Consider the following 24700-nt stretch of genomic DNA (forward strand, 5'->3'; position numbering starts at 1 on the left):
CGCGCGGAGCGCCCCGCCGCGCCCCCCCCGCCCCCCCCCCCCCCCCCCCCCCCCCCCCCCCCCCCCCCCCGCCCCCCCCCCCCCCCGCCCCCCCCCCCCCCCCCCCCCACGACCCCGTGCCTCAGGCGCCCAGGCGCGAGCGCACCGCCGTGGACAGGCGCTTGCCGTCGGCGCGCCCGGCCACCTGCGGCTTCAGGCGCGACATGACCGCGCCCATGGCGCCCATCCCGGTCAGCCCCTCGCCGGAGGCGATGAGCACGGCCTCGTCGACGAGCGCGGTGAGCTCCTCGTCGGTCAGCGGCGTGGGCAGGTACGTCTCCACGACGCCCAGCTCGGCGCGCTCGCGCTCGGCCTGCTCGCCGCGCCCGGCGCCCTCGTACGCCTCGGCGGCCTCGCGGCGCTTCTTCGCCTCGCGCTGCAGGACCGTCACGACCTCCTCGTCGGTGAGGGTGCGCGCGGCCTTGCCGGCGACCTCCTCGCCGCGCACGGCGGTCAGCACCATCCGCAGGGTCGCCGAGCGCAGCTCGTCGCGGGCCTTCATCGCGGTGGTCAGGTCGGTCTGCAGGGTGTCCTTGAGGCTCACGCCCCCGATCCTCGCACCCGCGTCCAGCGGGTTCCCGGCGCGCGCGGCTGCCAGGATGGGCCGGTGCCGCACACCGCCCTCAGGACCGCGTCCACCCTCGCCGGGGCCGCAGCGCTCGCCGGGGCGGGGGTCCTGGCGTACGCGAGCGGCTACGCGCTGCGGGCCTTCACCCTGCGCCACGCCGTCGTGCCGGTGCTGCCGCTGGGTGCGGCGCCGCTGCGGGTGCTGCACCTGTCCGACCTGCACCTGGTGCCCTCCCAGCGCGTCAAGCGCGAGTGGGTGCGCTCCCTGGGCGACCTGGAGCCGGACCTGGTGGTCACCACGGGGGACAACATCGCCCACCACGAGGCGGTGCCGGCGCTGCTGGACGCCTACGGCCCGCTGCTGGACCGCCCCGGCGTCTTCGTGCTGGGCTCGAACGACTACTGGGCGCCGCAGCCGCGCAACTGGGGCGCGTACCTGCTCGGGCCCTCCAGCGAGCGCCGGTCCGAGGAGGGGGTGAGGCTGCCCACGGACGAGCTGGTGCGCGCCCTCACCGGCGCCGGGTGGGCGGACCTGGACAACGTCCGCACCCGCCTGCCGGTGCGCGACCTGGACGTCGAGCTCGTCGGGGTGGACGACCCGCACCTGGAGTACGACCGCTACGAGGACGTCGCCGGCCCGGCCGCGCCGGACGCGGACCTCACGGTGGGCGTCGCGCACGCCCCCTACCGGCGCACGCTGGACGCCATGACCGCCGACGGCGCCGCCCTGCTGCTGGCCGGGCACACCCACGGCGGGCAGGTGCGCCTGCCCGGCTACGGGGCGCTGGTGACCAACTGCGACCTGCCCCGCGAGCGGGCCAGCGGCCTCTCCCGCTGGTCCGCCGGCGGGCACGACGCCTGGCTGCACGTCTCCGCGGGCCTGGGCACCTCCCCGTACTCGCCCTTCCGGGTGGCGTGCCCGCCGGAGGCGACGCTGCTGGAGCTGGTGCCGGTGCGCTGAGGCGCACCGCCGCCGCCCGGTGGGAGGACCGGGTGCGAGAACCCGGTGCGAGAACCCGGTGGGAGAACCCGGTGCGAGGACCCGGTGCGAGAACCCGGTACGAGAACCCGGTACGGAGCACCCCCGCGCGTCCGGTACGCTTGTCCAGGTTGCTCCGGGGTGTGGCGCAGCTTGGTAGCGCGCTTCGTTCGGGACGAAGAGGCCGCAGGTTCAAATCCTGTCACCCCGACCAGCAAGACCCCAGGTCAGAGGCCCGGAACCGCGAGAGCGGGACCGGGCCTCTGGCGTTGTGCGTGACTGACTGCGTGACTGTCACCCCTACTGCATGTCAGGCGGACCCCCGCCCACTCTCGGATCTTCTGGGGGTCCACCAAGCCGGGGCGTTTAGTTCAGGTAGGTGCTGGAGCGATGTTGCGTTGCAGCTGCCGACCTTCGGCATCGTGACTGGCCTGGAGACCGTGGTGTTTGTTAGATGTTGAGATGCGTTGACCGTCATCTGTTGGTCACCTCGCAGAGGTGCCTCGCCCAGGCGTCCGCACCCTCTTGAAGAGACAGTTGCCGCCATCCGTCCGCGTAGCGCAACGCCACCGGCCGAGGTCGCCCAGGAGTTAGGACCGCCTCGTCAGGGGCTTCGAAGGATGCGGTCTCTTCGAAAAGTGGTCGATAGGGATGGTGCGCCTCTGGGGAAAAATCCCTAAGAGATAGGAAAATTGACGGGTATCGAATATCGGCCTCATGGTTAGCGCGATAGTCGTCCGAGTTGAATCCCCACCACAGTAGCCACTGAGATTCTTCTGCCGCATCAAAGCCTTTAAGAAACCACGAGTTTCCGTCTCGGTTCAATGATGCCAACTGATGAAAGCCGCTGGAGTCTGGGTACCCTTGGAGCCGGCCCTGCCACCCCCGCTCCTCCAGGGAGCCGTGGAGGAGGTACTCGAACTTTTCGACTAATGTGCGCCAGGTTGAATAGCGGGCGTCGGGGGTATTCAGTACCTGTGTATTGATTACTTGCTCGACGTATCCTGGATTACTCATGGTCCTGGTTGTGCGACGCAAAATTCGAGTGAATAGATCATAAAGAGGGAGAATATCGCCCTCGTCGCTTACGGCAAGACAATCGTAGTACTCGCCCCGGTCGGTATCAGCCGTGACAATTAATGGGGGGTAGCCGCTTCGCGACAGCAGCATGTTGGCAAGCAGTCGGGCCATGCGACCATTGCCGTCATCAAAAGGATGCAAGTGCACTAGCCAAGCATGGGCAACCGTCGCATCCAGGATAGGGTCGCCTGTTCCGTCTTGCCACCAATCACATAGTAGGCGCATGCCTTCCGCTGCTTCCGCTGGAGACGGAGGCTGGTGCTTGGCTCCACTAATGGAATTATCGGCGATCTTGTATCGCCCCGCGTAGGCGTGACCCGCCGTAATGACTGCATGAAGTTGCCGTACTTCATGTTGGCGAGGTCGCGGTCGATCTATGTCGGTCGCCCACTCGTCGGCCAAATCCTGCGCTTTGAAAAGACCCAGCGCTTCGTATAATCTCGGGTCTGCGCGCAAGCTCTCCATGAATGCGTGCACCGGCAGATTTAGTAGTTCCTTGTTTGCAAGCACTGCTTGCCGGACTTGATCTGTAGTCCAGTCGTAGTCTTCGATTCGGTTGGATTCGGCGACGAGTTCGCTTCGAACAATAAGCCCAAAATCTGAAAAAACCTTCTGGGTATCGCCGCGAATCTCCCGACCGATCCACTCAGCTTGATCGTGTATGGCGCGAGATCTGTGCCAGATTTTTTCCAACCTCTTCTGTGATCCTTTGTCATCACCGATTAGGTAGGGGGTTCCGCGCAGTCGAATCTCTGAGTTGAGGTACTCCTCGTTCATCATCCCGTTCTAGCAGGTCATGCGGCTTGATGTGGTGCGTTGCTGAAAAACGATCATGACTCTGGGGTCCGAAGATTGGAGTACCCCATCGGAAGATCCGTAGCGCCCGGATCGGGGGCAAAGATGCGGTCCATGATCACGGCGCCGGACTGCACAACCGGACGAATCTGCTTTCGGTAGACCAGCTCTGTTACGGCGGTGCTGCTGTGACCGACGAGCCGGGAGATCTCCTCCAACGGGACGCCACTGTCGGACAGCAGCGAGACAAAGCTGTGCCGCAGCTCCCGTGGGGTCCACTCGGCCGGGTCGACGCCCTCAGCAGCAGCGATGGCGGCCCGGAAGTCGCGGCGGACGTGCGAGGGATCGAGCGGGGTGCCGACCCTTGACGTGAAGACGAGTCCCGTCTCGATCCAGTGAGTGCCGGCGGTCAGCCGGTCCTGCTCCTGTTGGGCCCGCTGAGCGTGCAGCGCCTCGACGCAGCGCTGGGGGAGCGCCAGGGTCCGGCGGGACTTGCGGGTCTTGGTGTCGCCGCCGGCGCGGACGGACCGCCACACGGCGACGTGCGGCGGCACGGGAGGTGAGGCGTCGGGGCGGCCGGTGAGGTCGACGTGGTCCCAGCGCAGCGCCCGCAGCTCCTCGGTGCGCGCACCGGTCAGCAGGGACAGCACGACGTAGCCGCGCATGCGGGTCGTCTCGCAGGCGCGGAGCACCGCCTCGGCCTGGGCGAGGGTCAGGGCCTTGGACGGCCGGCCGCCGCGCCCCTGCGGCACGCTGCACAGGGTCACGACGTTGCGCTTCACCTTGTCTCGGGCCATCGCCCTCTTGACCGCCCGGTTGAGGCAGCTGTGGATGCCCTGCAGCGTGCGGGTGCTCAGCGTCTCCGCTTTGCGGGCGAGCCACCGGTCGACGTCCTCGGCGCTGAGGTCGCGCAGCTTGCGGGCGCCCAGCTCGGGGATGACGTGGGCGCGGGCGAGGATCTGGTTGGTGACCACGGTGGTCTCCGACCGCCCGTGCAAGCCGTAGGCAAGCCAGTCCTCGACGGCCTGGGCGACGGTGTAGTCGCTCGGGGCAATGGCGAGGCCGTCGTCGTGGTCGCGCAGGACCTCCTTCAGCTTGTTCCGTGCCTCGGTCTTGGTCCTGCCGCTGCCGCGCTTGACGATGCGCTTGCCGGCGGGGGTGAAGCCGAGGCTGGCGGTGGCGATCCACCGCTGGCGCTTGTCGTCCCAGTGGAGGCCACCCTCTCCGCGTCCGCGTCGGGTGGGCATCAGGCGACGTCCTCGAGGGAGGCGACGTACTCGCGCAGCGCCTCGTACGGGATGAGGCGGGTGCGGCCCTCCTGCACGGAACGGAGCCGACCAGAGCGCAGCAGTTCGAAGACAACGCTGCGGCTGAGGCTGAGGACGTCGGCGGCGTCCTGCACTCGGTACAGGAGCCGGACGGGCGGGGGAGTGGTCTGCGGGGCGTGCACGGGGTTCCTCCTCGGGTGTCAGGCCGCGCCGGGCGCGGAGGTTGCCGAACGGTCGTCCACAGGGGCGGGTGGGCCGGCCCGGCGGGTGGCGAGCGTCTTGGCGTGTTCGTGTTCGGCCTTCCAGCGCCGGTGCTCGGCGATGGAGGCGACGATGACGGTGGCGTAGTCGCGTTCCTCGAGCGGCACGTCCTCCCACACGTAGCGGGGGCGGCCGTCGGTGTGCAGGACGTCGGCGGCGGCCCGGCGCGCTTCAGGCGGGTCGATGCCGGCGGCTTCGAGGGCCTGACGCACGACCTCGGCGCGGTCGGCCTTGTGTTCGGTGAGCGTCTTGCCGGTCCACTGGCGGGAGACCAGCACGCGACGACCACCGAGGCCGAGGTGCTCCCGGTCGTGGGCCCGGGAAGGGCAGCGACCGGGGACCATGCCGGGGCCGGGGTTCTGCGGCTCGACGTCGAAGCGCAGCCAGTTGGCACAGGACGGGGAGCACGGCAGGTACCGCACTTCGGCGTAGAGCCGGTCGATGTGCGCCTCGTACTCGTCGTCCACCTCGCCGTCGGGAGCGGCGTAGGTGGAGGCGACGTCCTTGGTGAGGTACTTGCACAGGTAGCGCACGGCCCGGTCGGCGTCGGGTGTTCCACCGAGCAGGCCCTTGGCGTCGATCTGCTTCCCGAGCCGGACGACGTGGGCAGGCTTCGTCGCAGGGTCGATGGCGAGCTCGTCGTCCAGGCGGTCGAGCGCCTGCTTCCAGCTCGTGAGGGGTCGCCCGGTGTCCGGGTGCAAGTATCGGCGGGCGGTCGGGTCCCACGTCGGCATCCGGTTCGGGTCGGTGTGGACCGGCACCTCGTGCGGGGGCCACCACAGGCTGACGTAGGTGGCCCGCGCGACCTGGCGCAGCGTGGCGCGAGGGATGGCGCCACGGATGGCGGCGTGCAGGTGCGGCGCCAGCCGCTTCTGCGGTTCCACGGAGGCGAAGTACTGCACCCGGTACCCGGCGACCCGACGCAGGTTCTGCCAGAACCGGTCGACGACCTTGGAGAAGTGGAGAGCATCCAGCGCGGCACGCCGGTAGTCGTAACTGCGCGGGTCCTCGGGAACACCTCGTCCGGGCACGATCCGGCCGTAGGACGGCAAGGTGATGGTGACGAACATCGACGGCTGGTAGACGCGACCGGTCTTCGCGTCACGGAACGTGCGGCCGACGGTGCGGTGCTCCATCGGAACCCGGGGCAGGTCGGGAACGTCCTGACGCCGGCGGGTCGACCGGGTGCGGCGTTCCTCGCCCTCCTCCGCCTCTTCCTCGGCGTCGTCTGTATCGCTCTCATCGCCCGGGACGCCCTCGGGAGCGGGGAGTTCAGCCTCGGCCGGGTTGAGGAGTTCGAGCGGGTCGTCGGTGCGGTGCCACCCCTCGCGGCACTGGTGCATGCGCAGGCGCCGGACCTTGGCCGCACAGGCGGGGCACTTCGACTCCCGGGTGGAACCGCACGGGATCGGGACGCAGGTGACGTCTCCGGTGGCGCGGTCGGTCACCTTCCGCAGCAGCGGACGGACGCACACTCCTGCCGACTCAGCCAGCGTGAGCGCCATCTCGGTCGTGACGACGACACCGCTCTCGGCGATCACGCGGCATCACCCGTGGAGGGGTTCGCCGCCTCGTCGTCCGACGGTGCGGCCCACTGACGAGGTGCGCGGGGTGCCCTCGGAGCGCGGGGCTTGCGCGGTGCCCGAGGGGACCGGGGTGCGCGGGGCGCACGAACGGTCGCCTCCTGCTGCGGGAACTCCTCGCTCTCCGCGTCGGTCTCGGTGGCCGGCTGAGGTTTGGGTGCCGGCGCAGCGACGAGGGCGCCCGGCACGGACCGGGTGACTTCGCTGCCGTCGGCGACCCACGCCCGGTAGGCGGCGTACTCGGTGAAGTCGGCCCGCCACCGCTGCAACGGGTGACCCGGCCCCTCGACGAGGCCCATGCCGGCGGGGAACTGCCGGGCGACCTCGACGTAGCCGCGTGCGGCGGGGCCGTCGTGGAGCATGCCCACGGCGTCCCCGTTGTCGACGCGCAGGGTGATGCGCAGGCCGAAGTTCGAGCGGTCGTCGGTGTCGACGGCCTTGGCGCTCATGCGCTGGGCGAGCAAGACGATGCGGATGCCGACCTTGGCGCCCTCCTTCACGAGGCGGCCGACGGCGCGTTCGATCCTCGGCGTGATGCGCTGACCCGCCGACCGCCCCTCGGCGTCGTCCTGCAACCGGGCGGCCGAGAGGGTGCCGGGGTACTCCTCCAGGACGACGAGCAGCAGCGGGCAGGCGGCGTCGAACCGGTCGAACTTGTCGCGGCCCTCGGTTACCAGCTTCGTGATGCGCCGGTCCATCTCGACGACGATCCCGTGCAGGGCGTCGACGGCCCGTTCCATGTCGTTCGTGCCGGTGGCGATCCACGCTCCGCCGCGTCCGTGCTGCCAGGGGCCGAGGAGGATGCCCGAGGGGTCGACCCCGCACACCAGGACGTCGGCGCGGTACGCCAGACCACCGAGCAGCGTGTACGACAGGGCGGACTTGCCGGAGCGCGTCGCGCCCTGCGCCGCGATGTGCCACGGATCGACGGGGTCCACCCGGACGTCCGTGCCGTCTTCCCCACGTCCGAGGACGACGCTGCCGCCGACGACGGCCTGGCTCTTGACGAGCGAGGCGGTTGCCGGGGACACGCCCGGGGCCGCCCCCGCTGCCGGTGCGGAGTTCCGCGTGCCGGCGAGGGGGTCAACGAGGGTGAGCACGATGTCGAGCACGGAGGGGCTGTGCTGGACGCAACGGACAGACTCCGCCCGGGCGGCGTCGCGCAGCTTGGGCGCGGCGGTGACGATTTCCTCGACGGACTGCCCCAGCCGTGCCTGCACCCGCAGGGTCAGCGTGCTCTCCGAGGTGAGGGCGGCGATGAGCTGCGGGTCCACCCACCGACGTTCCGGCTTGGCCGCCTGCGACGAGGTGAGCAGGACCCACCACGGCGGTGCGCACGTCACCTGCTCGCTCAGGCCACACGCCCGGGCGATGGCCGGCCAGGAACGCCGGGCCCAGCGCCGCCGGCACCAGCGACGCCACGGCCCGGACAGCAGGCGCCGGTACGAGGTGGGCCAGAACGTCGACCACACGCCCGAGAGGAAGGCGGGGGCGAGGGCCGCCGAGCCGGTGAGCAGCGCCACGTCGCCGTGGTTGAGGTACCAGGCCCCGGCCGTGGGCAGTGCCCACCGGAAGGACCACCGACGGTGCCGCCACAGCCAGCGCAGCGCGCCCCACAGCAGCCCGACGACCAGGAGGCGCCCGAGCAGGCGCAGGGCGGTCACGCGGCCTCACCCGTCTTGGAGGCGCGGCCGGTGGCGGGAGTGCCGACGAGGCCGTCGGCGGACCACGACTCGATGAGCTGCTTGGCCTTGGTGAGCCGGACGTCGACGCGCAGCCCTTCGAAGGTGATGGGCGTGAGCATGGCGGGCTTCGGCTCCTGCACCGAGGGGACGGTGACCATCGCCGTCACCGAGGAGACGCGGTTGAACAACGTCTGCTGGTACATCACCTCGACCGTCCACAGCGGCATGCCGGTGTCCTCGTCGCGGGCCTGCTCATCGGTGGGGCGCCGGCCACCGTCGGGCCGCTCCACCCACACGGGCACGACCCCGACGACGCCCGTGGCGATCATTGGCTGCTTGGTGCTGTCCACGGCATAGCTGGGCATGGGATCTCCTAGGGGACTTATCCGTCCCTTGTGGAACGTGTCTGCACCATTGCGGACTAATGTGCCCCTGTCAAGGCAGCATCTGTCCTCTAAGGGGCGTAAGCGTCCGTTGCGGAGGGCGGGAGCGTCCCCTGACGATGGAGGCATGGAGATGCCGGAGGTGATGCGCACGCACCGCAATGCCCTCGGCTGGTCCCAAGCCGAGCTGGCCGAGCGGGTGGGCGTCGACAAGCGACAGATCCGCCGCTACGAGGCGGGGGAGACCCAACCAGCGCTCAACGTGGCGCGGTCCATCGCACGGGCGTTGGGCATCACGGTGGACGAGCTGGCCGGCGAGGAGTCGCACCGCCCGGACCTGACGGGCGAGTGGTGGGCGTGCTGGCAGTCCTGGCAGGACGGCAGGGAGACGATCAACCCGCAGCGCATCGCCATCCGCCCCCTCAAGGGTGACACCTACCAGGTCGCCACGGTCACCCGCGGCACGCCGCTGGAGGAGGGCGGCTACACCTGGCAGGGCGAGCTGCGCCTGTGGGACGACGACGTGCTCATGGGCTGGTACGTCGGCAACGAGGCCGCCGTGCGCTCCAAGGGAACGATGTACTTCGTGCTGCACACCCACGGCCGGCGCATGGCCGGCCGCTGGGTCGGCAAAAGCCACGACGGCGACGTCATGACCGGCTTGGGCGCCATCGCCCGCACTGAGGAGGACGTCATGGCCCTCATCGACGAGCTGAAAAAGCAGGGAGCAGCAGCGTGAGAACCGACCCCGACGAGTGCTGCGAGGTCATCATCACCGGCCCCGACGCCAAGTGGATGGCCGCTTTCACCCGACGCCTGGTCGAAGACCGCCTCGTCGCGTGCGGGCACAACCTCACGCCCATCCGGTCCATCTACCGCTGGCAGGACGCCATCGAGGACGAGACCGAGACCCGCGTCGCGCTGCACACGCGTACCTCGCTCGTGCCTGAGGTCATCGAGCGCACCAATGCCGAGCACCCGTACGAGGTGCCGTGCGTCATCGCCACCCCGCTCGTCGCCGGCAACCCTGCCTACCTGGACTGGATCGTCGCCGAGACCCGCGAGCCGGCCGACCGCCCTGCCGCACTGCCGAATTGACCTCTAGGGGATCAAGCGCGCCTTCGGCGCGAGCAACCCGGTGGGTGCGGATGGGGTCCCCCGCGCTTGGGCCTAGCGGCCCGGCGCGCACCCCCATCCGCACCCACCGGCCTGAGCGATGGCGAGCTTCGGCGTGCACTCGCCAGAGCCAAGGATTGATCTTGAGCCATGAGTCGGTCGTCAGTGCCCGGCAACGCCTACAGGCCATCAGCACCACGCTTGCGCCGCTCTCCTGCTACCCGGTCATGCCTTGCCGATGCAACAGTGAGCTCCAGGCGTGCGACTGCTAGTGCGGACTTCGCACCGACATGCGCTGGCCACGGGTGTGTGGGTGCTGCGCACTAGGCTCGACCCATGCGCCAGTAGCGCACTGTCTAGCAGCAGGAATAGGTGTCGCTGATTATGCCTGGTAAGGACCTTGAAGAGTGGTCGGTGACGCTCAGTGATGCGTTCACCAAGGCTGCCGCGATTGCTACTAATGAGATGGAGCTGCGTGAACATGTCCATCAGGTGATCTCGGACGCAATTCTTGATCTTTATGGTCTTTCGAGCGACTCCACCTCGTCAGGTCGTCAGATCGCCACTGGCGGGAAGCGACGTTACTACGATCGCCTGTATGGCGGTGTCGTCGTCGAGTGGGAATTCAGTATGAATGCCAGTCGGCGGGAACATGGAGCGGAGCAGGCGCTCGAGTATCTGCAGTTGATCCGCGAGAAGACGAGCGCTGGTGACGCATTTAGCGCTGTTGTGTCTGATGGACAACAGTGGGGCTTCCTCATTGTAGACCCAGCTGGAGCGGAAGAAGACCTCTTCACTGTCGCGCCAACTAGTAGCAGTGACCACTTCGTATGGCGAGAGAATTCTTCAGGGGCCTGTCGGCAATTTCTCGAGCTGATCGGCTCTCACAACAAGACGCCCGTTAGTCCTGCAACTCTGACGGGTGCCTTCGGGCCCACTAGCGCTACTGCTCGCCGAACCGTGGCCGTCCTGGCTGAAGCTCTCGCGTCTCGTTCGGCGGGTGACCGAGCTGACACTCTGTACAAGGAATGGCGACGCGCACTGGATGTCGTTTATGGCGATTTGGGGAGTGCCGACGGGGAACTCGTACGTCATATCGAAGAGGCATACGACGTCCCGTCCGACCGAACATTAGGAGAGCTTCTTTACACTCTTCATACCTACTTTGCTCTCGTCGCTCGACTGATTGCCGTTGAGTTACTGGCCACAAGTGCCAATGATGTGGATGCGCGTCCTACCACTTGGCGGAGCTTTAATCGTGCTGAGTTGGTAAGCCGGCTTCGACGGCTTGAAGCCGGGGAGTCGCCGGGGGGACTAGAAGTAGCCAACCTCTTCGAGGCGGATGTTTTCTCATGGTGGGGCACGCAGGCTGAGTCAAACTATGACTTGGTTTCCGCAATCAGCGATGTACTTGCTTCAATCGACAATCTTGCCTTCCCTCGCGTAGTTTTCGGTCCTGCGCCAGCTGGCGATGTATTGAGAGACCTTTACCAATCCCTCATCCCCCGACAGCTGCGTAAGGCGCTGGGGGAGTTTCTGACGCCTACTTGGCTTGCGCAAGCCTGCCTAGAGCGCCTTGAAAGCATCGGTGCCCCGCTGAAGACAGGCCGAATCCTAGACCCGACGTGTGGTACGGGAACCTTCCTGCTCCCCATTCTGACGCCGAGACTACGCGCTTTGCAATCAACAGCGGCAACCGTCGATGATGTGCAAAACACCCTTAATCAGGTGTGTGGGGTGGACATAAACCCAGTTGCGGTCATTGCCGCCCGAGTCAATTACGTTATTGCACTCGGAAGCTTGGCTTCAGTCGGCGCCCTGACGATTCCCATTTGGCATGCCGACAGCCTCATTGTTCCAGATGCGCCTCCGGCGCAGGGGACATTCGGGGATCTCGATGGACTTATTTACAGGCATGTCATCACCAGCTTGGATGAGCCGTTCCCAATTCCCTTGAGCATGACTCGATCAAGTCACCTCGGGCGCCTTAGGCACTTACTTGAGGAGCCGCTGAAGGATGTCGAATCAGCGGGGACCTCTACGTCAGCCCGCCGTACTCGTGCCCGTAGTGCTGCCGATGACTTCATGCACGCATTTGAAGGAGAGTTCCAGGATGTAGCAAATGAAATGGAGGGCACTTCCCCTCGCTTCGACTGGAACAACGAAAAAGAAGTGGCGCGCGTACTGTTCAGTCAGCTCGCCTCTCTAGCGGTAGAGGGTCGCAACGGCGTTTGGGCGCGCATTATCGAGAATGCATTCGCCCCGCTCTTCGCCGGCCACTTCGATGTCGTGGTGGGCAACCCCCCGTGGCTTACTTGGACTAGATTGCCTAACACGTGGCGGCGCGCCAGTGAGCGTGTCTGGCGCAGGTATGGTTTGTGGGCAGTTCCTAAGGAGCCGGGAGCCCCCTTTTCTCTGGCTAGCACAGATCTTGCAACTCTAGTCTTTGCGGTGGCGCTCGATCGATACGTGCGCGATGACGGATATGTGGGGCTACTGACTCCCGACTCACTGCTAACTGCGGATCCCGGCGGACGTGCTTATCGACAGTTTCGCCTGCGACCAGCGGTTGCGGACCGCGGCGGCGATTCCATCGATATTCCTTTTGCAATTAGGCATGTCGATGACTGGGCGACCATTCAGCCTTTCGCTCCAGCCGCGGCAAATCGCCCAGTGTTTATTGCAGCTCAACGCGGAAATGTTCAAGGTGCGACCACGCCAGGAACCCGATGGGCTCGCGCAGGGGGGCGCTTGGGAACTGGAACGTGGGCAGAGGTAAGGCGAGGGCTGGAGGAGAAGAGCGGCACCTATCGGCCCGTTACTCCCTCCGTCTCTACGTCTGCCTGGTTATTCCAGGAAGCAGGAGCTCCCGAGTTGATTGAGGGCGGATCAAACTCGTGGGAGTTCGGCAAGGGGCTCGATACGCGTGGCGCCAATGGGATCTATTTCGTGCGCCTCGCGCAGGTTGATCGCCAGCGTAAGCAATCGAGCATTGTAAATATTCCCTCGGCCGGTAGGGATAAGGACGTAGAGGGGAAGCGTGGAAGGGTCGAGTTGGAATTGCTATACCCCCTCCTGCGCGGGCGAGACGTCCAAGCGTGGCGGGCGCAGCCTTCCACGTACTTCATCCTGCCGCATAACCCCGATGATCTCAGTCGAGTTCTGACTGCCGAGGATTTCAGGGATAAGTATCCGCTTGCGCGCAACTGGCTCCGACGTCATAAGGACTCTTTAGCGCGCCGCCGGACCCCCCCCACGCGTTCATGGAAGATGGATGGTGACGACTGGTGTCGCGTAGATGGACCTCTGGCCTACATGCATGGTGAGCACCTTGTGGTGGTGCGTGAACAGCAGCAACGTCCCGCTGCTGCACTTGTTGAATCTCGATACGACTTCGAGTTGGGGCGCAAAACTGCCCCCTTGATCGATCACAAGTTGCTCTTCTGCTCAGTGCCCTCGAAGGCTGAGGCACTCTACCTCTGCGCGATGATAAATAGCACTCCCTTGCAAGATTTGCTTGAGAGTTACGGGAATTCAATTGCTATCTCGCCCACCACGCTTAGGCGCCTTCCCATCCCGGCTTTTGATGAGCAGAGTGACGTGCAGCAAGCCGTCATCAAGATCGCCGAAGAAATCGACGGCTCTGAGTCCCCGTTAGAGGAAGCCAAAGCGCGTGCCGATTCTCTCGATCAAGCTGCACTCCGTGCCTTGAGTGTTGATACGGCCAGTTTTGAACCTCAGAGGCGCCGGATCGGTCGAAGCGTTCGCAGATCACGGCATACGGAGGTCAGTGAGGATGATGTGCTCTTCTAGGCCAGGCTGGTGCTACGGCACGGCGGCAAGGGCGCTCTCTCAGAGACCCTCAGTGCGTGTCAATCTGCGTGACAACCGTCGGGAAGTTGCGGGGACTGCGGTGGACTTACTCGCACGGGCGGCTTGGCTACCGCAACAGCTATGACCGCGTTGGCCAAGCTTCGGGACGAAGAGGCCGCAGGTTCAAATCCTGTCACCCCGACCAGCACGAGCAGGGGCCCGGCACCGCGAGAGCGGTGCCGGGCCCCTGCTCGTGACCGCGCCCGACCGCGCGACCGCTCCCGCCGTGCGGCTGCGGTCGGCCGGGCGATTCGTCGAGGGGTCCGCGCTGCACCGGGGTGAGGTCTTGACGCAACGCCACGAGATCGGCCTGGACGGCCTGCTGGACGCCGTGGAGGCGACGTCGCCGGTGGCCGCGGTCGACGTGTTCGCCCAGCGCCTGAGCGAGCGCGTCGGCGCCGAGGAGGTCAGCTTCCTCATCGCCGACTTCGCCGGCAGGACCCTGGTGCGGCTGACGCCGTCCGGGGCCGAGGGCCCCCGGCGCGAGGGCGCCGAGCAGGTGCCCCTCGACGACGCGGTGCTGCCGTACGAGCGGGTCGTGGTCGAGCAGCGGGTGCAGGTCGTCCCCCGGGGCGACGGCGGGGAGGGCGGCGGGCCGGTGCGGGTGCTGGCCCCGGTCACCGCTCGCGGTGACGTCGTCGGGGTGCTGGAACTCGTCCTGCCCGAGCACCCGGACGAGGGCACCACCGCCCTGCTCGCCTCCGCCGCGCACGCCCTGGCCTACGTGGTCACCACCGAGCGCCGGCACACCGACCTGTACGAGTGGGGCCAGCGCTCGCGGCCGGTCTCGCTGGCCGCGGAGATCCAGCGCCGGCTGCTGCCGGACTCCTTCACCTGCGAGGCCGGGCAGTTCACCCTGGCCGGCTGGCTGGAACCGGCCAGCACCGTGGGCGGGGACACCTTCGACTACGCCCTCGACGCCGAGCGGCTGTACCTGTCGATGACCGACGCGATGGGCCACGACGTGGACGCCGCGATGCTGGCCACGCTGACCGTGGGCAGCCTGCGCAACAGCCGCCGCGCCGGGCACGACCTGGCCCGCATGGCCGACACCGCCGCCGAGGCGCTCACGAGGCACCGCGGCGGCTTCGGGTACGTCACCGGGCTGCTGCTGGCCGTGGAGCTGTCCACGGGGGAGGTGCAGGCCGTCAACGCCGGCCACCCGCTGCCGCTGCTGGTGCGCGACGGGCGGGTGCGCCAGGTGCGCCTGGGAGCCGACCTGCCCCTGGGGGTGCTGCCCGGTGCCGGGTACCGCGTGCAGCGCTTCCGGTTGCGGCCCGGGGACCAGCTCGTCCTGCTGACCGACGGCATGCTCGAGCGCAACGCCGCCGGCGTGGACCTGCCGGGCCTGCTGGTGGAGCACCGCGACGCGCACCCGCGCCAGCTCATGCAGGTGCTCACCGCGGCGGTGCAGGACGCCGTGCAGGGTCAGGAGCTCTCCGACGACGCCACCGCGCTGTGCCTGCGCTGGAACGGCGCCGGCGACCACCGCTCGGCGAGCGCGGGAGCCTCCACCGCCCGGGACGCCTGAGCGGCGCCCCACCGCGCGGGTGGCCGGCTCCAGCCGCCCGCCGGTCGGGGGCGCCCCGACGGGTGGGGCCGCGGGCGGGACCACCACCTCGAGGCGACGCCCGAGGACCTGCACCGGGGCGGCGTCCCGATCGGCTGGGAGCCAGCCCTGACCATCCGCTCGGGCCAGACCGTCCGCGTCGACCTGCTCTCCCACCAGGGCGCCACCCAGGAGGTCCACCCCGCCGAGTACTTCGCGGCCTTCGGCGCCGGACCGGAGGCGGTCCTGCCCGACGCCGTCGGGTTCTGGGAGACCCGCGCCGAGCGTATGGCGTCCGGAAGGCAGTACGGGGGGCACGTGCTGACCGGGCCCGTCCACGTCGAGGGCGCGGAGCCGGGCGACACGGGCCTGGACGTCCCCGCCGAGATCCCGCCGGACGTGCCGGCCGGGGTGTGGCCGGACGTGCGCACCCACGTGTACCGGGTCACGGGCCGCGGGGGCGAGCAGGTCGTCCAGTCTTCCGACGGCCTGCGCGTCCCGGCCCGGCCGTTCCCCGGCACCATCGCCGTCGCCCCCGGGAGCGGGGTCTTCATCGGCACCACCGACGACGCCCCGCCGCCGGTCACGGGGGTGCAGAGCTCCACCCCGCCGTGCACCTTCGGGGGCAACATGGACGTGCGCGACCTCTGCTCCGGTTCGACCCTGTACCTGCCCGTGTTCCAGCCCGGCGGCCAGGTCTTCACGGGCGACCCGCACAGCGCCCGGGGCGACGGCGAGGTCAGCGGCACGGCCGTCGAGCACTCCTGCGTCGGCGACTTCCGCACCACGCTGGTGAAGGACACCGAGACCGGACTGCCGTGGGCCGAGGACGACACGCACTGGATCGTGATGGGCATCCACTGGGACCTCGACCGCGCCGTGCGGGTGGCGGTGGAGAAGACCGTCGACTTCCTGGTGACCACCCAGGGCCTGACCGTCCCCGAGGCCTACTCCTTCGCCTCGATCGCGGTGGACCACCACGACGCCGAGGTCGTGGACCGCACGCAGGTCGTCACCGGCCGCGTCCACGGCGCCCTCACCGCAGCGAGTCGGCGACCGCCTGCACCCGCGCGCGGTGCGCGGCCCACCAGGCGGCGTCCCCCTCGGGCAGGCTGGAACCCGACGCGCGCAACCCGGCGCTGCCGTCGATCAGCTCGCGCACGAGGTCGGCGTGCCCGGCGTGGCGGTGGGTCTCGGCGACCACGTGGACGAGGACCCGGTGCAGGGTCACCGAGCGCCTCCCGGGTCGCCACCACGGCACCTGACCGCGCGCGTGCAGCGGCAGGGTGGCGATGGTGGCGTCGCTGTGCCGCCAGGCCCGGCGGTACAGCCCCGTGATGTCCTCGCGGGACTCCTCGGCGGTGGCCCACATGTCGGCGTTCGGTTCGGCGTCCTCGTCGAGCCAGGGGAGCGGCTCGGGGGAGGGGCGCCCGAAGACCTCCCCGAAGTACCCGGCCTCCACCCCCGCCAGGTGCTTGACGAGCCCGAGCAGGTTCGTACCCGTGGGCGTCAGCGGGCGGCGCGCGTCGTGCTCGTCCAGCCCCTCCAGCTTCCACAGCAGCGCCTCGCGGCCCTCCTGCAGGTAGCGGTGCAGGTCGGACTTCGCCTCGTCGCCGGCCTCGTCGATCGTGTCGTGCGCGTCGCTGGTCACCGGACCAGCCTGGCACCCCGCCGGTCCCGGCGGGTGACGCTGGACCGTCCGCCCCCCGGGGAGGATGCTCGCGGCAGGAGCGGGGGGAGGGGAGCGCGAGCGGGGGGAGGACGACGGTGTCCGAGACGACCGGGACCACGACGCGGGCCAGGACCGCACCCGGGGCCGCTGCGGCGGGCCGGCTGATGCAGGACCACTTCGACGCGATGGGTTCCGGGGGCGACTTCACCCGCTTCCTCACCGAGGACGTCGTGTGGGTCGACACCGAGAGCGGTGAGCGCTTCGAGGGCAGGCGGGCCGTGCGCCGGCACGTGGACGCGCTGCACGGCGAGCTCTTCGAGGCCCGCTCGGTGGGGCGCTCCCTCGCCGTCACCGACGCCCAGGCGTTCCTGGAGGGCGAGTACGTCGACGACGAGGCCGGCACCCGCACGCCGTTCTTCCTGGTCCACGACCTCGACGGCGCGGCGATCTCGCAGGTGCGCCTGTACCTGAACTCCACCGTGCTGCGCCGGCGGGCCCGCCCCGGCGCCTGAACCCCCTCCGCGGTCCGCGGCCGCCCCGGCGCGCTCGCCGCCCGGGGCCGCACCACGGGGCGCGGGGGAGCGCAGCTCAGCGCTTGACCGCCGTCACGGACAGGTACTCCGCCGCGATCTCGCACGTGCCGTCCCCGGCGCCGTCGAACCGGTCGGCCAGCGCGATCCACTCGCGGCGCGCGTCGGGGCGGCGCTCCGGTGCCAGCGCGTCGAAGAACGCCGCCAGGGGGGCGGCGCAGCGCAGCCACAGGTCGAACAGCTCGGTGGTGCTCGCGGCGGTGATCGCGCTGCGGCGCGCCACGGCGCGCAGGTCCTCGACCCGGTCGCCCAGCAGCGCGCGCACGTGGGCGGGCTCGCCCCACGCGGTGGGCGCCGCCCGGCCGGGCTCGGCGGGCAGGTACCGCGCGCTGAGCGCGGCCTGCTGCCCGCACCACCCGCCGGGCGTCCAGGCCGTCAGGCCCAGGCGCCCGCCGGGGCGCAGCACGCGCAGCAGCTCGCCGGCGGCGCGGTGCTGGTCGGGCGCGTACATCAGCCCGAACGTGGAGGTCACCACGTCGAACGCGCCGTCGGGGAACGGCAGGTCCTCCACCTCCGCCACCCGCACCCGCAGCGGCACCCGCTCGGCGGTGGCGCGCTCCCGGGCGATCGCCAGCAGCTCGGGCACCGCGTCGGTGCAGGTGACGTCGGCCCAGCGACGTGCCGCCGCCAGCGCGGTGTTGCCCGTGCCGCCGGCCACGTCCAGCACGCGCTCACCGGTGTGCACGTGCAGGTCCGCCACGAGCAGCTCGCCGACGACCTGCTGCGTCACGCCGATGCGGTGGAAGTCGCCCCGAGACCACAGCGCGCGCGCCGACGACGGCGGCCCGCCCACGGCCACGGAACCCGACCCCTCCGCGGAACCCCCAGCGGAACCCTCCACGGAACCCTCCACGGAACCCTCCACGGAACCCTCCACGGAACCCTCCACGGAACCCTCCACGGAACCCTCCACGGTGTCCTCCCCGGTCGTCGGTCGTCGGTCGTCGGTCGTCACGGGTGCGGCGGTGCGCCGGGCGCGGCGGCCGGCACCCGCCCGCGCACCCGGGTGCCCGCGCCGGGCGCGGAGAGCACCTCCAGCGAGCCGCCGAGCGCGCCGACGCGGTCGGCCATGCCCAGCAGCCCCGTCCCGGGACCCGCGCGGGCGGGGTCGAACCCCGGGCCGTCGTCGGTGACGCTGAAGAGCAGGTCGTCCCCGTCGCGCTCCAGCGCGACGACGACACCGGCGCCCGGGGCGTGCTTGGCGGCGTTCTGCAGGGCCTCCAGGCAGGTGAAGTGCACGGCCAGCTCCACGTCCGGCGGCCAGCGCGTCCCCGTCACCCCGGGGCCCGGCTCGACGCGCACCCGGCCGCCGGCGGTGCGCGCCCGCCCGCGCAGCGCGGCCACCAGCCCGCGGGTGGCCAGCACCGGCGGGTGGATGCCGCGCGCCAGCTCCCGCAGGTCGTCCAGGCAGGTGCCGAGGTCGTCGAGGCAGCGCTGCACGGCGGCGGCCGTCGCGGCCGCGTCGCCGGCGTCCAGCACGGCCCGCAGGCGCACCCCGAGGGCGACGAGCTGCTGCTGCGCGCCGTCGTGCAGGTCCCGCTCGAGGCGGCGGCGCTCGGTCGACTGGGCGCTGACGATGCGCGCCCGGCTGGCCCGCAGCTCCTCGGCCTGCTCGGTGATCTGCTGCAGCTGCCGGCGCAGCTCGGCGGTCAGCGCCGCCCCGCGCAGCGCCGGGCCCGCCTGCGCAGCCAGGTCGTGCAGCAGGCGGCGGTCCGCCGTGCTCAGCGGCCGGTCCGGTGAGGCGGCGACCGCGACGTCGCCGACGGGCACCCCCAGGTGGCGCACGGGCACGGTGAGCACCTCCCCGCCCGCACCCGCCGGCCGGTGCGCGCCGTCCGCGCCGTCCGCGCCGGGCGGTGCCCACGCGACCCCCACCACCCGCACCCCGCCGTCCACCCCGCCGCCCACCCCGCCGTCCCCCGCGGTGAACGCCCGCACGCGCGCGGCGGGGACGCCGAGCCCGGCCCGCAGGACCTCCGCGGTGCGCGGCAGCACCTCCTCCACGTCGGGGACCTCGGCGAGCTGGTGGGGCAGCGCGGCCAGCGCGCGGTAGGGATCGGCGCGCACGCCGTACAGCGCGCGGCGCACCCAGCGCGTCAGCCGGTCGCGGGCGGGTGCGAACCCCGCGGCCACCGCCGCGGTGGCCAGCACGGTGGGCAGCAGCTGCGGGGCCGGTGCGCCGGTCCCGGCGACGGCGGAGACCGCGACCACGACGCCGACGTAGACCGCTGTGATCGCCAGGGCGAGCGCGCCGTGGACGATCGTGGCGACCAGCACGCGGTCCAGCTCCCACACCCGGTACCGCAGGGCCCCGACGGCCAGGGCCAGCGGGAACCCTGCCGTCACCGCCGCGACGAACGCCCACCGCCCGGCGTCCTCCAGCGCCGACCCCTGCGGCGCCGACCCCTGCACCACCAGCGCGGCGGCCGCGCTCCCGGCGGCCAGGGCGAGCGGGCGCAGCCGCCCGCGCCCGTCGGCGTCGGCGCGCCGGTACCGCGCCACCAGCGAGGTGGCCGCGGCCAGCAGCAGGCAGATGCCCAGCAGGGTCAGCGCCCCCGCGACGTCCCCGGCGGCGACCGGCAGGGGACCGGACCAGGGCACGCGGTAGCGGTGCGTCTCGTCCTCCAGCGGCCCGTCGCGCAGCAGCAGGACGCCGACGTGCGCGGTGACCACCACCGCGGCCAGGGCCGTCACCGGCCGCCACCGCCGCGAGGGCGGTTCCCCGTCGGGGAACAGCAGCAGCACCACCGCCAGCGGCACGGGGAAGAACAAGGGGTCCAGCGCGAGGCCCAGCCAGGCCGCCACCTCCGGCGCCGGCAGGGAACCCGGCTCCAGCACCAGACCGCGCACCGCGTAGCCGCGCAGCGCGAAACCCCCCACCAGCGCCGATCCGGCCACCAGCAGCACGGGTCCGAGCCGGTTGCCCGGCCGCAGCCCCACCAGCAGGGAACCCACCAGGGCGAACGACACCCCCACCGCCAGGCTGGCCAGCACGAAACCCAGGTCGCCGCGGGTCCCGGCCGACGCGGTGGCGCCGGCCACTGCCACCAGCACCACCGCGCAGGCGACCAGCAGGGCCGAGCGCCGCCGGGTCGCCGGGCGGGGTGCGGGGGTGGCGGTGCGGGCGTCCACGGGGTTCCTCCCTGTCCGGGGGTCCGCCGGGCCGCTGCGCGACCCGGGCTCGTGCGCGCGGGCGCGTCCCGCCGCGCCGGCGGTGCCTAGGATGCGCGCGTGGCGATCCGGGTGGTGCTGGCCGAGGACGACCTCCTGGCCAGGGAGGGGTTGCGGGCCCTGCTCGGCGCCGCGCAGGACGTCGACCTGGTCGCCGTGTGCGCCGACCACGACGCCCTGGTCGCGGCCGTGGACGAGCACCGCCCCGACGTGCTCCTCACCGACATCCGCATGCCGCCGACGGGCACCGACGAGGGGGTGCGCGCCGCGGCGTGGGCGCGCCGGGCCCACCCCGCCACGGGCGTCGTCGTCCTCAGCCAGTACGACGACCCCGAGTTCGCCCTGGCCCTGCTGGAGGACGGCTCGCGGGGACGCGCCTACCTGCTCAAGGAACGCATGTCCGACCCGGAGGTGCTGCTGGAGGCGGTCCGGGCGACCGCGCGCGGCGGTTCCGTCGTCGACCCCAAGGTCGTCGACGCCCTCGTGCGCGCGCGCACCGCCCGCTCGTCCCTGGACGTCCTGACCCCGCGCGAGCAGGAGGTGCTCGCGCAGATGGCCACCGGAAAGGACAACCCCGCGATCGCGGCCACCCTCGTCCTGACGGTGCGCGCGGTGGAGAAGCACATCAACGGCATCTTCGCCAAGCTCGGCCTGGCCGAGGAGACCGAGGTGCACCGCCGCGTCAAGGCCGTGCTGCTGCACCTCGCCGAGGCCTGAACCCGGCGCCGGGGCGGCGCGCCGCACCGCTCTCCTCCGGGGTCCCGGGTCAGTCCACCACGAACAGGCGCGCGCCGGAGGTGGTGCTCGAGCGGTGCGCCGAGGCGGGTCCGTCACCGGCGTGGTAGCTCTCCCCGGCGCGGGTGTTCACCAGCGTCCCGTCGCTCAGCTCGGTGGTCAGCCTGCCGTGCAGGACGAGCAGGACGTGGCCGCGCTCGCACCAGTGGTCGGCGCTGTAGCCGGGGCTGTACTCCACCATCCGCAGCCGCACCGGCCCGGCGCGGCGCTCGCGCCACGTCGCGGTCCCGGTGGCGCCGGGGCGCACCGTGCGCGGTACCCGCTCCCACGGCAGCACCGTCAGCGGTTCGATGCTGGAGCGCACCGACGACCACGCGTCCTCGACGGGTGCCGCCGGCGCCGGCACGCGCTGCTCGCGCGGGAGCTCCGCGGCGGGCCCGCCGGGGATCGCGCGCCGCCGCGCGAGCGGGTTCCAGCGCACCGGGCGGTCGCGCCGGCGCGCGGCGCTCAGCTCGCGCCCCAGGCGCGCTCGTTCGGCCTCCCGCAGGCGTTCGCGCAGGTCGAGCTGGTGGTCGTGGAGCAGGTGCAGCACGGGTCGTCCCTCCTCGGGCGCGGTGGCGGAATCGGTGCGGGGTGGTGCGGTGGTGGTGCGGGGTGGTCAGTACCCGCCGGTCGCGGCGGTGTCGTCCAGCGGCGCGGCGGGCACGCTCAGGGTGCCGCCGCCGGCGCGCTCGGCGGCCTCTTCGAGGATCGCCGCGGTGGCCGTCGCCCCGAAGCGGGTGACGCCCAGGGCGACGAACTGCAGCAGCCGGTCCAGGGTGCGCACCCCGCCGGCCGCCTTCAGGCCGGTGCGCGGGGACGTGGCCGCGGCCATGAGGCGGACGCCGTGCACGGTGGCGCCCGCCGGCGCGAAACCGGTCGAGGTCTTGACGAAGTCCGCGCCGGCCCGCTCGGCCAGGCGGCTGCCGCGCACGACCTGCCCGTCGTCGAGGTGGGCGGTCTCCAGGATCACCTTCACCAGGCCGCCGCGCGCGTGGGTCAGGTCGGCCACCCGCTCGACCTCGGTACCCACGACCTCGTCGCGGCCGCTGCGCAGCGCGCCGAGGTCCACGACCAGGTCGACCTCGACGGCCCCGTCGTCCAGCGCCAGGGCGGTCTCGAGCAGCTTGGTGGCGGTGGTGGAACCGCCGTGGGGGAAACCCACCACGGTGCCCACCCGGGTGCTGCTGCCGTCCAGCGCGGCGCGGGCGCGGGCGACGTCGGCGGGACGCACGCACACGGAGACGACGCCGCGCCGGCGCGCCAGCTCGCACCCCGCCGCCACCTCGCCGTCGGTCAGCTCGGGCCGCAGCAGGGAGTGGTCGATCATCGCGGCGACGTCCTCGGGGCGCAGGCGCTCGGGCACGGCGCGTCCGCGGGGTCCCGGGGCGTGCGCCGGGGTGCTCGACGGGCCGTGCGCGGGGGTCCTGGTCGGGGTGCTCACGTCCGGGTCCTCTCGTCGTGGGGGTGGTCCTGCGACGGTAGGACCACGGCCGTCTAGTTGTCTAGACATATGGACAGGTGATGCCGTCCCCGGTGCGGGCGGCGCGGCGCTAGGCTCGCGGCGTGAGGGGACACCACCCGCGTGGCTGAGGAGCACCTGCCGCGCTACGTGCACATCGAGCGCTCGCTGCGGGCGCGCATCGCGCACCTGCAGCCGCACGAGCTGCTGCCCTCCGAGGCGGAGCTGTGCGAGGAGTTCTCCGTCAGCCGGATGACCGTGCGCGCCGCCGTGCAGCGGCTGGCCGACGACGGCCTGGTCTACCGCTCGCCCGGCCGCGGCACCTTCGTGGCCGACCCGCGCCCGCACCGCCGGGTCGAGCGCCTGCGGGGTTTCAGCGCCGAGGCCCGCCGCAAGGGGGTGCGCCCGAGCTCGCGGGTCCTCGCCGCCGAGGTGCGCGCCGGTGGCGCGCACGAGCTGGAGCGGCTGCGGCTGCCGGCCGGGTCCTCCGTCGTCGACCTGCAGCGCGTGCGCCTGGGCGACGACGTGCCGATCGCCCTGGAGCGCACCGTGCTGCCGGGCGAGCTCGGCGCCGTCCTGGACGCAGACCTGACCACCACCTCCCTGCACGCGCGCATGCGCGAACTGGGGCGCACGCCCACCACGGGAACCTCCAGCATCCGCGCCGAGCGCGCGGACCGCCCCACCGCCCGGCTCCTGCAGGTGCCGGCCGGCTCGGCGGTCCTCGTGGAGGAACGCACCGTCCTGGACGGCGAGGGCCGTCCCGTGGAGCTGACGGTGAGCAGGTACGCGGGGGACCGGTACGCCCTCGACGCGGCCTTCACCGTCGCCGGGGACGACGAGGCCGGCGCGAGCCGCTGAGGTTCGGGTGCCGTCCGCCCGCGGGCGCCGTCACAGGAACGTGGCGGTGCCCTCGTGCAGGTCGTACGTGGCCCCGACCACGCGCAGGTGCCCGCCGGCCTGCGCGTGCGCGAGCACCGGGTCCGCCGCGAGCGCGGCGACCTGGGCCAGCACGTTGCGCCGCACCGCCTCAGCCAGCAGCGCCTCGGGCTCGGCGTGCGCGCCCAGCGCCTCGATCGCCGCCAGCGCCGGCGGGCGGATCGCCTCGACGAGGGAGTCCACCGCCGTGCCCAAGCCCGGCGAGTTCGTCGCGATGGCCTCCAGCGTGGCCTTCACCGCCCCGCAGCGCTCGTGGCCCAGGACCACCAGCAGCGGCGTGTGCAGGTGCTCCACGCCGTACTGCACGCTGCCCAGCACCGGGGCGGCGATGACCTGCCCGGCGGTGCGCACGGTGAACAGGTCCCCGAGGTCCTGGTCGAAGACCAGTTCGGGGGCCACGCGCGAGTCCGCGCAGGAGAGCACCGCGGCGAAGGGGTGCTGGCCCTCGGCCAGGGCCTCGCGGCGGGCGCGGGTGGTGCCGTGGTGCTGCTGCGGGTGCGCGGCGAAGCGCGCGTTGCCCGCGCGCAGCAGCTCCAGCGCCTGCTGCGGGTCGCTCACCTGCTCCGGGCGGGTTCCCGGCTGCGCTGCGGCGCTGGGGGTGTCGGTGCCGCAGGCGCCCAGCAGCGCCGCGCCGCCCAGCGCCGCCGCTCCCCAGCGGAACACCCCGCGCCTGCTGGTGCTCGCTGCGTCGTCGCGGGTGGGGTTCCGGGTGTCCATGCTTCCGTCCTCCTGCGTGTCGCGGTACGGGCGTACCGCCGTGGATCTCGTGCGCGGTGGGGTTCCGCGCGGTGGGGTGGGGGGGGGGGGGGGGGGGGGGGCCCCCCCCCCCCCCCCCCCCCCCCCCCCCCCCACCACCCCACCCCCCCCCCCCCGCCCCTCCACAAATAAAAAAAAAAACACTAAAAATACATCCC

21 protein-coding genes, 1 tRNA gene and 1 pseudogene are annotated in these 24700 nt (G+C 71.3%); 10 read left to right on the forward strand and 13 right to left on the reverse strand.

The features are described 5' to 3' along the window. Nucleotides 1-121: 121 nt before the first annotated feature. On the reverse strand, nucleotides 122-583 hold the full coding sequence (locus ACRYMN_RS17880) for a GatB/YqeY domain-containing protein (protein WP_432498003.1): 462 nt from the start codon (nucleotides 581-583) through the stop codon (nucleotides 122-124). 63 nt (nucleotides 584-646) lie between these two features. On the opposite strand from ACRYMN_RS17880, the gene ACRYMN_RS17885 reads away from it, so the two are divergent. Both ACRYMN_RS17885 and ACRYMN_RS17890 read left to right on the forward strand, forming a co-directional pair. Continuing rightward, nucleotides 647-1567, forward strand: coding sequence for a metallophosphoesterase (locus ACRYMN_RS17885; protein WP_432498005.1), 921 nt, complete (start codon nucleotides 647-649; stop codon nucleotides 1565-1567). A gap of 155 nt (nucleotides 1568-1722) precedes the next feature. Continuing rightward, a tRNA-Pro gene (locus ACRYMN_RS17890) sits at nucleotides 1723-1799 on the forward strand. Between the two features lie 260 nt (nucleotides 1800-2059). Here ACRYMN_RS17890 and ACRYMN_RS17895 read toward each other — a convergent pair. Genes ACRYMN_RS17895 through ACRYMN_RS17920 form a run of 6 tightly spaced genes read right to left on the reverse strand, consistent with a single transcriptional unit; the run spans nucleotide 2060 to nucleotide 8622 of the window. Further along, nucleotides 2060-3442, reverse strand: a complete 1383-nt coding sequence (locus ACRYMN_RS17895; RefSeq protein ID WP_432498007.1) for a Fic family protein — start codon at nucleotides 3440-3442, stop codon at nucleotides 2060-2062. 53 nt (nucleotides 3443-3495) lie between these two features. Beyond that, nucleotides 3496-4707 (reverse strand): site-specific integrase, encoded by a 1212-nt coding sequence (locus tag ACRYMN_RS17900; protein ID WP_432498009.1) that lies wholly within the window; start codon nucleotides 4705-4707, stop codon nucleotides 3496-3498. Continuing rightward, nucleotides 4707-4910 (reverse strand): excisionase family DNA-binding protein, encoded by a 204-nt coding sequence (locus tag ACRYMN_RS17905; protein WP_432498012.1) that lies wholly within the window; start codon nucleotides 4908-4910, stop codon nucleotides 4707-4709. The genes ACRYMN_RS17900 and ACRYMN_RS17905 overlap by 1 nt, the downstream gene beginning before the upstream one ends. Nucleotides 4911-4928: 18 nt before the next feature. Further along, nucleotides 4929-6530: a replication initiator gene (locus ACRYMN_RS17910; RefSeq protein ID WP_432498014.1), complete on the reverse strand. Its 1602-nt coding sequence runs from the start codon at nucleotides 6528-6530 to the stop codon at nucleotides 4929-4931. Continuing rightward, complete coding sequence (locus ACRYMN_RS17915; protein ID WP_432498017.1) at nucleotides 6527-8236, reverse strand: FtsK/SpoIIIE domain-containing protein; 1710 nt, start codon at nucleotides 8234-8236, stop codon at nucleotides 6527-6529. The genes ACRYMN_RS17910 and ACRYMN_RS17915 overlap by 4 nt, the downstream gene beginning before the upstream one ends. After that, nucleotides 8233-8622 (reverse strand): hypothetical protein, encoded by a 390-nt coding sequence (locus ACRYMN_RS17920; RefSeq protein WP_432498020.1) that lies wholly within the window; start codon nucleotides 8620-8622, stop codon nucleotides 8233-8235. The genes ACRYMN_RS17915 and ACRYMN_RS17920 overlap by 4 nt, the downstream gene beginning before the upstream one ends. Before the next feature lie 145 nt (nucleotides 8623-8767). Here ACRYMN_RS17920 and ACRYMN_RS17925 point away from each other — a divergent pair, with 145 nt between their 5' ends. From ACRYMN_RS17925 to ACRYMN_RS17945, 5 genes and pseudogenes are all read left to right on the forward strand, one after another. After that, complete coding sequence (locus ACRYMN_RS17925; protein ID WP_432498022.1) at nucleotides 8768-9379, forward strand: helix-turn-helix transcriptional regulator; 612 nt, start codon at nucleotides 8768-8770, stop codon at nucleotides 9377-9379. Continuing rightward, the gene (cutA, locus tag ACRYMN_RS17930) at nucleotides 9376-9738 is read left to right on the forward strand and encodes a divalent-cation tolerance protein CutA (RefSeq protein WP_432498025.1); all 363 of its coding nucleotides are present in this window, start codon (nucleotides 9376-9378) and stop codon (nucleotides 9736-9738) included. Before ACRYMN_RS17925 ends, cutA begins: the two co-directional genes overlap by 4 nt. Before the next feature lie 390 nt (nucleotides 9739-10128). Continuing rightward, nucleotides 10129-13569, forward strand: coding sequence for an Eco57I restriction-modification methylase domain-containing protein (locus ACRYMN_RS17935; protein WP_432498027.1), 3441 nt, complete (start codon nucleotides 10129-10131; stop codon nucleotides 13567-13569). Nucleotides 13570-13915: 346 nt separating this feature from the next. After that, nucleotides 13916-15160: a PP2C family protein-serine/threonine phosphatase gene (locus ACRYMN_RS17940; RefSeq protein ID WP_432498029.1), complete on the forward strand. Its 1245-nt coding sequence runs from the start codon at nucleotides 13916-13918 to the stop codon at nucleotides 15158-15160. 306 nt (nucleotides 15161-15466) lie between these two features. Next, nucleotides 15467-16171: pseudogene (locus tag ACRYMN_RS17945) on the forward strand (acetamidase/formamidase family protein); the annotation flags it as partial. A gap of 43 nt (nucleotides 16172-16214) precedes the next feature. Here the strand turns inward: ACRYMN_RS17945 and ACRYMN_RS17950 are convergent. Continuing rightward, a complete protein-coding gene (locus tag ACRYMN_RS17950) occupies nucleotides 16215-16829 on the reverse strand; it encodes a DinB family protein (protein ID WP_432498032.1) in 615 nt (204 codons plus the stop codon). Between the two features lie 116 nt (nucleotides 16830-16945). Between ACRYMN_RS17950 and ACRYMN_RS17955 the strand changes: the two genes are divergently transcribed. After that, on the forward strand, nucleotides 16946-17362 hold the full coding sequence (locus ACRYMN_RS17955) for a nuclear transport factor 2-like protein (RefSeq protein WP_432498035.1): 417 nt from the start codon (nucleotides 16946-16948) through the stop codon (nucleotides 17360-17362). Nucleotides 17363-17438: 76 nt separating this feature from the next. On the opposite strand, the gene ACRYMN_RS17960 is transcribed toward ACRYMN_RS17955, so the two are convergent. Then, a complete protein-coding gene (locus ACRYMN_RS17960; RefSeq protein ID WP_432498038.1) occupies nucleotides 17439-18395 on the reverse strand; it encodes a class I SAM-dependent methyltransferase in 957 nt (318 codons plus the stop codon). After that, nucleotides 18392-20572 carry a sensor histidine kinase gene (locus tag ACRYMN_RS17965; RefSeq protein WP_432498040.1) on the reverse strand — a complete coding sequence of 727 codons (2181 nt, stop codon included), beginning with the start codon at nucleotides 20570-20572 and terminating at the stop codon, nucleotides 18392-18394. Before ACRYMN_RS17965 ends, ACRYMN_RS17960 begins: the two co-directional genes overlap by 4 nt. A 99-nt stretch (nucleotides 20573-20671) precedes the next feature. On the opposite strand from ACRYMN_RS17965, the gene ACRYMN_RS17970 reads away from it, so the two are divergent. Beyond that, nucleotides 20672-21328, forward strand: a complete 657-nt coding sequence (locus ACRYMN_RS17970; protein ID WP_432498043.1) for a response regulator transcription factor — start codon at nucleotides 20672-20674, stop codon at nucleotides 21326-21328. 49 nt (nucleotides 21329-21377) lie between these two features. Here ACRYMN_RS17970 and ACRYMN_RS17975 read toward each other — a convergent pair whose 3' ends face one another. Together ACRYMN_RS17975 and deoC are read right to left on the reverse strand one after the other, a co-directional pair. Then, entirely contained in the window at nucleotides 21378-21938 is a 561-nt protein-coding gene (locus tag ACRYMN_RS17975) for a DHCW motif cupin fold protein (protein ID WP_432498046.1), read from the reverse strand. A gap of 66 nt (nucleotides 21939-22004) precedes the next feature. Continuing rightward, nucleotides 22005-22829: a deoxyribose-phosphate aldolase gene (deoC, locus tag ACRYMN_RS17980; RefSeq protein WP_432498049.1), complete on the reverse strand. Its 825-nt coding sequence runs from the start codon at nucleotides 22827-22829 to the stop codon at nucleotides 22005-22007. A 141-nt stretch (nucleotides 22830-22970) separates the two neighbouring features. Here deoC and ACRYMN_RS17985 point away from each other — a divergent pair, with 141 nt between their 5' ends. Beyond that, a complete protein-coding gene (locus ACRYMN_RS17985; RefSeq protein WP_432498051.1) occupies nucleotides 22971-23708 on the forward strand; it encodes a GntR family transcriptional regulator in 738 nt (245 codons plus the stop codon). 30 nt (nucleotides 23709-23738) lie between these two features. Here ACRYMN_RS17985 and ACRYMN_RS17990 read toward each other — a convergent pair whose 3' ends face one another. Further along, nucleotides 23739-24503, reverse strand: coding sequence for a carbonic anhydrase (locus tag ACRYMN_RS17990; RefSeq protein ID WP_432498054.1), 765 nt, complete (start codon nucleotides 24501-24503; stop codon nucleotides 23739-23741). Nucleotides 24504-24700 lie beyond the last annotated feature (197 nt).

Origin of the sequence: Kineococcus gypseus (assembly GCF_050871305.1) — a bacterium.
Lineage (GTDB): Bacteria > Actinomycetota > Actinomycetes > Actinomycetales > Kineococcaceae > Kineococcus > Kineococcus gypseus.

Coding starts and splice junctions, on each gene's coding strand:
- ACRYMN_RS17895 (WP_432498007.1), bottom strand. CDS start 3,442: ATGAACGAGGAGTACCTCAACTCAGAGATTCGACTGCGCGGAACCCCC.
- ACRYMN_RS17900 (WP_432498009.1), bottom strand. CDS start 4,707: ATGCCCACCCGACGCGGACGCGGAGAGGGTGGCCTCCACTGGGACGAC.
- ACRYMN_RS17920 (WP_432498020.1), bottom strand. CDS start 8,622: ATGCCCAGCTATGCCGTGGACAGCACCAAGCAGCCAATGATCGCCACG.
- ACRYMN_RS17925 (WP_432498022.1), top strand. CDS start 8,768: ATGGAGATGCCGGAGGTGATGCGCACGCACCGCAATGCCCTCGGCTGG.
- ACRYMN_RS17990 (WP_432498054.1), bottom strand. CDS start 24,503: ATGGACACCCGGAACCCCACCCGCGACGACGCAGCGAGCACCAGCAGG.